Genomic DNA, 10645 nt, shown 5'->3' on the forward strand with positions numbered 1-10645 from the left:
TGTCGATTTTGTGATATATTGGTTATTACTGTTCATGTATATCTTGTTATTTATGTAATCTGTGATTATTGATAGCATTTAAGCAATATGAAAGAAAACATCGTCATCAAGTATCGCCATACGGTACTTTTCTATCTCTTGGCAACCCTTATCCCATGGATATTCTGGTTTGCTGCCAGTTATGTAAGTCATCATGTAGTTTATTCAGAAAGCACATGGGCAGCCCCATTGCTGGGAGTGGCTGGACTTTGCTTCCCAATGGTTCTAACCATTATGTTAGTCTCTCGACATCAAGATCTTCGGAAGGATTTCCTTGGACGATTCTTAAGTCTGTCGTTTGATAAGTGGCAATATTATCTCACAGCCTGTCTACTGATGCCTGCAAGTATCTTGTGTGCTATGGCAGTATCTCTGTTGTTCGGTTACAGTCCATCGCAATTCATTATTACAGGTCATTACACCTTCACTTCGGGTGTCTTTCCTGTATGGTTTCTCCTTATTCTTGCACCTACACTTGAGGAACTTGCGTGGCATGGTTATGGAACAGACTGCCTCCGTTCTCGAATGAGTCTCTTCAAAACATCTATGCTGTTTGCAGCTTATTGGGCAGTCTGGCATTTCCCTCTTGCAGGTATTAAAGATTATTATCACGCTAATGTAGTGAGTGAGGGCTGGCTTTATAGTCTGAACTTCATTGTTAGTATCTTTCCTTTTGTTATCTTGATGAACTGGCTTTATTATAAAACCAACCGAAATATCCTTGTTGCTATTATCTTTCATATTACAGCAGGATATTTCAATGAGATATTTTCTACCCATCCCGACAGCAAGTGCATACAAACAATATTGTTACTTATCGTATCTATCATTGTTGTACTAAAAGACCGCCAACTCTTCTTTAAGAAGCGAGCATTGGCATAATATCATTTATCCACAATATCTATCCTATGACCCAAGAAGAATACGACCAATTATCCTACGACTACGCACACTGTGCTGGCACTCACTGCGAGAAAGCCAGCCAGTGCCTACATCATACCGCCTACACGATGCTCGGAACAAGCAGACGGGAGCGGTATATGGTGGTGAACGAGAAAGTGATAACGGAAAAGCAATCCTGTCCTTTCTTCGACCCCGACCGCAAAGAACGTTTTGCATGGGGCATCTCACGCATCTATGACAACGTGCGGGTGGCCGATTTAGATGACATCCGACAGAATCTTATCTATACCTTTGGCCGCACAGCCTATTATCGGATCAAGCGAGAGGAGCGTGTACTGACTGAGAGTGAGTAGGCGGAGATAAGAGATATCTTCACAGAGATGGGTTACGACAGCTCTGCAATTGAATTCGATAGTTATGAAGAACAGTATCCTTCACTTATGCGCCCCTATAAGTATGTATAGATTAAAACTTCTCTCTGTAACCAAGCGATAGTGCTATCAGCTAGGCCCAAGAGTTTCATCAGTCTGAAACTATTGTTTCATACGTATGAAATTGGAGCTTCATTAGTATGAAACTCAAGTTTGTTATAAGCTAAGTAGAAGTTATCGTTACAGCAGGGTACGTATTAAATAATAGGAAAGAGGAGAAATATCTCTTCTTCTTCGTTCTTACACTAGATTATTGCTAAATTTGCAGTCGTCCTATAGTAGGTTATAGCTACTAACAGGTGGTATTAACGAACATAAAATCGTTGTGCAATAATTATAGGATAGTCAAATATAGTAAGTTGAATAATTAAAATTCCATGATTAAAATTCCATGTATGGAAGAGTTAGAAAAAATATATAATACAGGATGGAGTGATTGGAAGTCTTTTCCAGATCCTAGAAAAGGGGAATACTTAATAGCCCCATTTGGAAGTGGAGTATATCAGCTTAGAAATACAAAAGTTGATAAGTATGTTTTATTCGGAAGAAGTGATAATGTGGCATATAGAATGTCTTCGCTACTACCTAAGCCTTTTGGAAAAGGAACACGTAAGAATGAAGATAAACGGAAATATGTTTTAAATAACTTAAATAATATAGAGTATCGAACAATATCATTTGTAGAACCCAACGATGCAAAATGGTTTGAAAGTTATATCAAGTCTGTTGAACAATATATTTTTAGCACATAAGATAGTTGGGGCATTTATGACAGAGCACCCAGAGCAACATAAGAAATTAATCCACTCCTTCAACGACCGTGAAGTAAGGGCGATATGGGACGAGGAACGCAATAAACGGTGGCTCTCTGTACTTGATATCATTGCTGCCATCAACGAGCAGGATGATTATCAAAAGACGAGAAACTATTGGAAATATCTCAAAACAAAGTTGAAAAAGAAAACAGTGAACTGGTTAGTGCCACTAACCAGTTGAAACTGCAAGCTCCAGAATAGAAAACGACGATTAATGCATTATGAGCATATCTGTTAACAAAGGAAAAGAACTCGTGAGGTGTGCTGCCGCCTTGGCTTGTCAGTTACACAAAGGACAGGTGGACAAAGCTGGAGTAGATTACTTCAGCGGGGCATCTTACGATTGTTGCTAAGATGAGACAAACCTGGCAAGAACAAGTGGTTGGCTATCTCGCTTGATGCAAGCGAAGAAACTCCGAACACGGTCGATGAGGTTCTGAACTTATTGGAAGAGAAGTCGGAAATACCACTGTCTGCTGCAGAAAGAGAAGAGTTAACTGTGGCTTTGCGGTTACTCAATCACCACTTCGCACCTGATAGGGAAACGTATATCCATCGTATCAAAGACAACCCTCTCGCAACCGCCGTAAAGCTGCACGACCTTACGCATAATATGGATCTGTCTCGTCTGCCTAACCCAACAGAAAAGGATTATGAACGGGTAGCACGTTACAAAAAGGAGTAGGATTATCTGAATAAAATATAACATCACATATAACTATGAGGAAAGCAAAACTAAGAAGGTAGATCGTTCTCAGTTGTTCTTATTAATCAGGTTCACCACTACCTTTACCATGACATCTTTCTCCTCCGTCCGGCTCTCGGCAATCATGAGCGTGAGCGCAACGAGCGTATTGTCGGCAATGCGCTTGGAACCGTTTTTATGATAGAGGATGCCATTATTGTTCATAAACCAGAGGAAAAGCGTAGCGGCAATGCGTTTGTTACCGTCAGAGAACGAGTGGTTTTTGGTTACGAGATAGAGCAGCATGGCAGCTTTCTCTTCTACACTGGGATATAGCTCCACACCGCTGAAAGTCTGATAGATCTGTCCAATAGAGCTTTTGAAGGATTCGTCTTTCTCGTTACCGAAGAGAGCTGATCCACCGAACTTCTCACGGAGAATCTCTATCTCGTGCATGGCGTTCTCATAAGTGGCATGGAAGAGTTCCTCACTGGTTGTCTTGTTGATGTTCAGCCGTTGATAGTCATAGTCATCCAGTGTGTCAAGGGCATAGGTATAATCCACTATCACATCAAAGAGGGCATGGTTCTCGTCGTTTGTGGAGACAGGCTGCAGCTCTATCGTCCTGCCCACCACCTGCACCAGTTGTCGCAGTTCGGCTATCTGCTGCTGGCGGATGCGTTCGTTCACGGCATACCCATTGATGAGATACTGCTTCAGGACGTTGTTAGCCCAACGTCGGAATTCTACACCTTGACAACTCCTGACACGATAGCCTACGGATGTTACCATCTCCAAATTATAGTATTCTACTTGATAGGTTTTGCCGTCTTGGGCAGTTGTCGCAAATTTTGCGACAACTGAATCCATACCCTTTAGTTCCTCCTTTAGGGCATTGCTGATGTGCTTGCCTATTGTCTTTACATCACGGTCAAACAATTTTGCAAGTTGCTGTCGGTTAAGCCAGACGCTCTCTCCCTCCAGCTTGACATCAAGCTGTGTTTGTCCGTCTTCACTCTGATAGATTATAATTTCGTTGTTTAGGTTTATTGGCTCGTTCATAGTTATTACTTGTTTGGGCGCAAAGTTACATAATTTTTTCTGTCTGTACAGCATTCCATTATAACAAATTGGAGTCCCTCCTAAGATGCCTCTATCTTCTTATGTCTCATACCGATATTTTTATTAATTTTGTATTGTTAAAGAGAGAATACAGTTACTTATTTGGAATTGTACTTTTGCATTTGAAAAGAGCAATATCCACACCTGACAATAGAAGCCTATGATGAATAATGAACAATATCAACAGCTTCTCCTGCGTTACGAAGCATTAGAAAGAGAAAACGAACGGTTGAAAGTTCTGCTCCGTAAACATGGGATAACGTATGTGCCAGATAGGATTAAAATCCCTGACACATCACCTTACTCACCCATTTCTTTCCCTCCAGTTCGACTCTCTCTTGATGGGAAGATCCGGTTATTCCGTAGTCTTTTCAGAGGAAGGGAAGATGTTTATGCAAGACGATGGCAAAGTCGGACTACTGGCAAAGGTGGCTATCAGCCTGTTTGTACCAACGAATGGCGAACAGGTGTTTGTGACAAGCGGCAATATAAATGTGCTGAATGTCCCAATCGTAATTTTGAGACATTAAATGATAGAGCCGTTTACAGGCATTTAGAAGGTAGGAATGAGGATTGTCTTGATGTGATCGGGCTATACACCATAATGCCAGATAACTCTTGCGCTTTCTTGTGTACAGATTTCGATGATAAAAACTGTGAGCATGGTTACAAAGGTGATGTAAAGGCTTTTATAGATGTCTGCAAAGAGTGGAGTATTCCTTACGCCATTGAACGATCTCGTTCAGGAAACGGTGCACATGTGTGGATATTCTTTGAAGATGTTTTACCAGCTTATAAAGCACGACAAGTAGGAAGTGCTATTCTTACAGAAGCTATGAATCGGAATGGGCGAATGTCGTTCAAATCGTACGATCGTTTCTTTCCCAATCAAGACTATCTTCCTGAAGGGGGATTGGGTAACCTCGTTGCACTTCCCTTGCAGGGACGTGCCCGAAGAAAGTTGAATACTGTTTTCGTTGATGATGACTTCCTTGCTTATCAAGACCAGTGGGCTTTCCTTTCTCAAATTAAGAAGATGACAGCAGGGACAGTTGAGAAAGTCTTAGCAGAGCATAGACAAGCAGAGCTGGGACCTTTATCTGTATCTGACGAACAGAAACCTTGGACACCACCAATTGTGCAACCTATTGGTAATAGCGACATCTATGAAAACGTAGAAATAGTTAAAGCCGATAAACTGTATATTCCGATAAAGGCTGTGTCGGCAAAGGTGCTGAATCATCTGAAGCGTATTGCTGCTTTTAAGAACCCGGAGTATTATCGGAGACAGGCAATGCGCTTGTCCACTTATTCTGTGCCGCGTGTTATATCTTGTTGTGAGTTTACTGACGATTATTTACTGATGCCGCGTGGTTGCGAAGATGCCGTTACCTCCTTTTTGAATAAAAATAATATTGACTTCACACTGACGGACAAAACCCAACCTGGACAGCCTGTTTCCGTTACATTCCAGGGTGAGCTGCGCACAGAGCAGCAACAGGCTGTTAATTGTATTTCTGCATTCGATAATGGCGTTCTTTACGCTACAACAGCGTTCGGCAAGACTGTTGCGGCTGCAGCACTCATAGCGTATAAGAAAGTCAACACGCTGATACTCGTCCATTCAAAAGCCTTGCTGGGTCAGTGGAAAGAACGGTTATCAGAGTTTCTCAATATTGATTATCAAAAGCCAGACCGCCCGAAAAGAAGAGGAAGGTATAAGGCGTTTTCGCCTATTGGTTGCCTTGATTCTACAGGTAATGTCTTACATGGAATGATAGACGTCGCCTTGATGCAATCGTGTTTAGATGGAGATGAGGTGAAACCGTTTGTACGTGATTATGGAATGGTGATAGTTGATGAGTGTCACCATGTCTCTTCCGTTACTTTTGAGCGTGTGTTGAAAGGCGTGACGGCTCGTTACGTGTATGGATTAACTGCTACACCGATTAGGAAAGACGGTCATCAGCCCATTATCTTTATGCAGTGCGGCCCTATCCGGTTCTCTGCAAATGCAGCAAGCCTGATGGCACAGCAAGGTTTCCATCGTTACTTTATTCCTCGGTTTACATCTTTCCGGCCACTTACAGAAGATAAACAGAATATCAGCTCGCTTTATCAGTCTTTGGTGGATGATGAGGTTCGTAACAATCTGATTGTTGATGATGTGTGTAAGGCAGTAGATGCCGGGCGTATCCCAATGGTCCTCACCAGTAGGACGGCACACGTTGAAATCCTTTCACAGATGTTGTATGACAGGGGCAAAGATGTCATTCGGTTGACGGGGTCCGGCACTGCTAAAGAGAAAAAGACTGCACTTCATCAATTGAGGATTGCTCCGGTAAAAAACAGACTGGTAGTTGTAGCTACGGGAAAATATGTCGGTGAAGGTTTTGATTACCCACGATTAGACACTTTGTTTCTTGCTCTGCCCATTTCATGGAAGGGACTTCTGGCACAGTATGCCGGTCGGCTTCATCGTGAATACCCCGGCAAAATAGATGTGCGTATCTACGATTACATTGACCTTCATCACCCAGTTTATGACAGTATGTACAAACGACGCCTGAAAGGTTACGCCTCTATTGGCTACAAGGTGGCAGATGTATCTTCTCCAGCATTATTTGATTCTTTACCCGACCTTGACCTCGCAAGCAGCGAAGGACAGATTTTCAATGGCAAGACATTCTTTGTACCTTTCTGTAAAGACCTTCTTGCTGCCAAGCACTCCATTATCATCTCGTCTCCGAAGCTGTATCATGTTCAGCAGAACCAGCTCACCGATATGCTTAAAAACTTACTTGTCAATGGCATTAACATCATTGTACTGTCTAAGCAGTCTGACGAACAGACCGATTATCTGAAGTCATTAGGTGTCACTGTGAATACGAATAAAACCCTCTCTCACAGTTGTGCCATCATCGACAGATCCATCGTCTGGTACGGTGGCATTCACCTGCTCGGTTTCTCAACAGAAGAAGATAATATTATTAAACTTTCAGATAATGCACGATTAGCCGCAGAACTGATAGGGGCGTTAATGGAATGAAGTCGACTTTTTATTCTAAAATACATCACAATGCCCTTTTACGTAGCTGTCAACAGAGAAGGACACTTTTATTCATATTATGGGAGTTTTTTAGCAAGATGGAGGCAACTTTCTTCTTATCATAAAAAAGCATGGTTGTCACTTGTTTTAATCATTTAAAAATTGTATTTTTGCATTCTAAATCAAGCTAACAACCATTGCTGATAGTATAAAGCGGAGAATATCTTGGGTATACTTTCAATGCTTGCACTGTCAAAAAGTTTATTAAAAATTTATCAGAATCACCATGACTAAGAAATTTTTTACCAACCGAGAGGGGAATACTTTAATGAAGGAATTTGAAGGGTTGTTAGAAAATAATCCTACGATAAAATGTTTAGATTCTGTAGTAGGGTTTCTACGAGCTTCTGGTTATTTTACGCTTCGTCCTTTTCTAAATAGTATTGAAAAAGTGAGAATCCTTATAGGGATTGATGTGGATAAGTATATTGTTGAGGCAAACAATCGTGGACAGCTTTTCTTTGGAGCTGAGAAAATGGTTAAACAAGACTATTTAGCCAGATTGCGTAAAGATATAGAACAGTCGAAATACTCGAAAGAAGTTGAAGAAGGTATCTTCCAGTTAGTAGAAGATTTGATAAGTGGGAAACTTGAACTTCGGGCTCACCCGAAAAAAAAGATTCATGCAAAGATTTATCTTCTTTATCCAAAGGAGTTTAATGAATATACATTTGGTGCAGCAATTACAGGCTCAAGTAATTTGAGTGGTAATGGATTAGGGATTAGTCAAGATTGTCAGTATGAGTTTAATGTGAAACTTACTGATTATGAAGATGTGAAATTCGCTCGCGACGAGTTTGAGCAACTTTGGGAGGAGGCAAAAGACTGTTCTATTTTGGCTGATGATATTAAGGATGGTCCTATCATGGGAACTTATCTTGGAGGAGACGTTACGCCATACGAACTTTACGTTAAGATGCTCATGGAGTATTTTGCAGACCGTGTGCTTGCTATCGATGCTCAGAATGCGTTTGATATGCCTGAAGGTTATACGGGCTATGAATATCAGACGGATGCTGTTATAGAAGGATATAAGAAACTTCTGAAATATGATGGCTTCTTCTTGGCTGACGTGGTCGGTCTGGGAAAGACAGTGATTGCCACCATGATAGCAAAACAGTTCTGTATAGACAATGGTTATGAGCATACGAAGATATTAGTCGTGTATCCTCCTGCAGTAGAAGAGAACTGGAAGCAGACGTTTAAGGACTTTGGACTTGACCGGTATACTCGTTTTATCAGTAATGGAAGTCTAAAGAAAGTACTTGATGATGACAATCTTGATTATTGGAATGCAGGTGAGTACGACCTTATCCTTGTTGACGAGGCTCATAAATTCCGTACACGATCAAACAATGCTTTTACGGAATTACAAAAGATTTGTAAGATGCCACGATTAGAGCAAGGGAATATCAAGGGATTTAAGAAGAAGGTTATGCTGATTTCTGCCACCCCCATGAATAATACTCCTGCAGATCTTTATAACGAAATTATCCTTTTCCAAGATCCACACTGTTCTACGATAGACGGCGTACCCAATTTGACATCATTCTTTGCTCCGTTGATTGTAGAGTTTAGAAGGTTACGCAGTAATCCTACGTATGATCTGAAAAAGTTTAAGGCACTTGCGGAGAAAGTACGTGAACGTGTTATAAAGCCGTTGACCGTACGCCGGACACGAACCGATATTGAGTTGATTCCACGTTATATGAAAGACGTGAAAGGTTTTCCCCGAGTCGCACCCCCTGTAAAGAAAGAATATGAAATGAATGAGCATGTAGCCGACCTTTTCGAGGCTGCGATGACGGTTTTGATAAAAGATCTTTCTTATGCACGTTATCAAGCAATTGCGTTCCTTTTGCCAGAGAAATCAAATGGGTTGTATGATAATGCCGAATTAATTTCAAGAAGTTTGGCAAGTATACGTCAGAATGGTTTGGTAAAACGTCTTGAGAGCAGTTTCTGTGCTTTTAAGAAATCTATTGAGCGTTTCCGCGATGCAAATCAGAACATGATAAACATGTTTGAAAATGATCGTGTATTTATAGCTCCCGACCTTGATATCAATCATCTTTATGAGCTTGGACTTAACGATGACGAGATAGAAGAACGCTTAAACATGAAAAGTGAAGATAATCCAAAGAATGCAGTATTTAAGGCGGAAGATTTTGATCCAAGGTTTATTGAGTTGCTTCGAATAGACCAAGCTCTGTTGGAAGGTCTGTGTAATGATTGGGCTACGGTTGATGTCGAAGGGAAAGACGACTCAAAGTTTGCTAAATTCAATGATATTCTGAAGCACGAATTGTTTAAGAAATCGCATAATCCCGGTCAGAAATTGGTGATTTTCTCAGAGTCGGTTGACACCGTAGAGTATCTTCAGCGTAGAATTGATAGAGATGACGTACTGGTCATTACAGCTGCTAATCGTAATAAGCTGTTCCGCACGATACAAGAAAATTTTGACGCAAATTATAAGAAGAGTTCTCGCAAGGACGATTATAATATCATCATAACAACCGATGTGCTGGCTGAAGGTGTCAACCTCCATCGGTCGAATATTATCGTGAATTATGACACCCCGTGGAACTCTACCAAGCTGATGCAGCGTATAGGACGTGTCAATCGTATCGGATCAGAGGGGAAGGAGATATATAATTATGTGTTCTATCCATCAAGAGAAGGCGATAAAGTGATAAAGCTCAAACAAATAGCACTCTCAAAGATACAGACTTTCCATACAACTTTTGGAGAAGACAATCAGATTTACTCTCAAGAAGAAATTATCGACCGAAATCTTGATAAGTTATTTAATGAGGGGATAAAAAAGGAAGAAAGGGAGTTCAATGAAGAAATACCATTCTATGAAGAGCTCCGCTCGCTTTATCTTAACAATCGTCGGGAATATAACCGCATTGCCAAGATGTCTCTTCGCAGTCGTACAGGGCGTATGCCAAGAGATGTGGAGGGTGTACAGCTCTCCGATGACACCCTGGTATTTCTCAAAACAAATATGCGTAAATGCTTCTTCCGTGTAAATGATGTCGATGTACCTGAGCAACTCTCGGTGATTGATGCCTTGAAATACTTTAAAGCAGAGTGTAACGAGAAGAAAGTTGAACGAATAGCAAATCATCACGACCATGTACGCAGGGCTCTTGACGCTTTTAAGCAAATGCGTAATCAAGAACAGACGATAGACGAGATAACCAGCAAAAAGAGCATTCCTAATCTTGGTGCGCAGGTGACGACAGCCGTTAGTCTTTTGAAACTTTTCTTACAAGACGTTCATGACAATGAAGAACGCATGCAAATTGTACAATTGCAATCGCTCGTTGAGCGTGGAGTGATTAGTGATATTGCAAAGCGTTTACAGCGTATGCAGAAAGATTTGGTACGTAAGAAGATAGGACGTGATGAGGCCTTGGAAGGGATTAAGACGATGGCAAAGAAGTACAATGCTTATTATCTTAACAGCGAAGAGCTGAGACGCGAAACAGAAACAGAAGCAGATATTATTTTAAGTGAATCATTTAAATAA

The 10645-nt window shown here is 41.1% G+C and carries 5 protein-coding genes and 3 pseudogenes; 7 read left to right on the forward strand and 1 reads right to left on the reverse strand.

The window, feature by feature from the left end; genetic code table 11:
* Positions 1 to 87 precede the first annotated feature (87 nt).
* The 5 genes and pseudogenes from DYH27_RS01560 (at position 88) to DYH27_RS01580 (ending at position 2873) form a co-directional block, all read left to right on the forward strand.
* Complete coding sequence (locus tag DYH27_RS01560) at positions 88 to 921, forward strand: CPBP family intramembrane glutamic endopeptidase (protein WP_025068188.1); 834 nt, start codon at positions 88 to 90, stop codon at positions 919 to 921.
* Between the two features lie 26 nt (positions 922 to 947).
* Positions 948 to 1406 (forward strand): annotated as a pseudogene (locus tag DYH27_RS01565) (DUF6078 family protein).
* A 362-nt stretch (positions 1407 to 1768) separates the two neighbouring features.
* Positions 1769 to 2125, forward strand: a complete 357-nt coding sequence (locus tag DYH27_RS01570) for a hypothetical protein (protein ID WP_081640804.1) — start codon at positions 1769 to 1771, stop codon at positions 2123 to 2125.
* 16 nt (positions 2126 to 2141) lie between these two features.
* A pseudogene (locus DYH27_RS01575) lies at positions 2142 to 2386 on the forward strand (cell filamentation protein Fic); the annotation flags it as partial.
* Positions 2387 to 2415: 29 nt separating this feature from the next.
* A pseudogene (locus DYH27_RS01580) lies at positions 2416 to 2873 on the forward strand (phosphohydrolase).
* Positions 2874 to 2942: 69 nt separating this feature from the next.
* On the opposite strand, the gene rhuM reads toward DYH27_RS01580, so the two are convergent.
* On the reverse strand, positions 2943 to 3935 hold the full coding sequence (gene rhuM, locus DYH27_RS01585; RefSeq protein WP_025068187.1) for a virulence protein RhuM/Fic/DOC family protein: 993 nt from the start codon (positions 3933 to 3935) through the stop codon (positions 2943 to 2945).
* 220 nt (positions 3936 to 4155) lie between these two features.
* Between rhuM and DYH27_RS01590 the strand changes: the two genes are divergently transcribed.
* Positions 4156 to 7044: a TOTE conflict system archaeo-eukaryotic primase domain-containing protein gene (locus DYH27_RS01590; protein ID WP_081640803.1), complete on the forward strand. Its 2889-nt coding sequence runs from the start codon at positions 4156 to 4158 to the stop codon at positions 7042 to 7044.
* A 286-nt stretch (positions 7045 to 7330) separates the two neighbouring features.
* Positions 7331 to 10645 (forward strand): helicase-related protein, encoded by a 3315-nt coding sequence (locus DYH27_RS01595; RefSeq protein WP_025068185.1) that lies wholly within the window; start codon positions 7331 to 7333, stop codon positions 10643 to 10645.

It is taken from the genome of Prevotella denticola (genome assembly GCF_900454835.1).
Taxonomy (GTDB): domain Bacteria; phylum Bacteroidota; class Bacteroidia; order Bacteroidales; family Bacteroidaceae; genus Prevotella; species Prevotella denticola.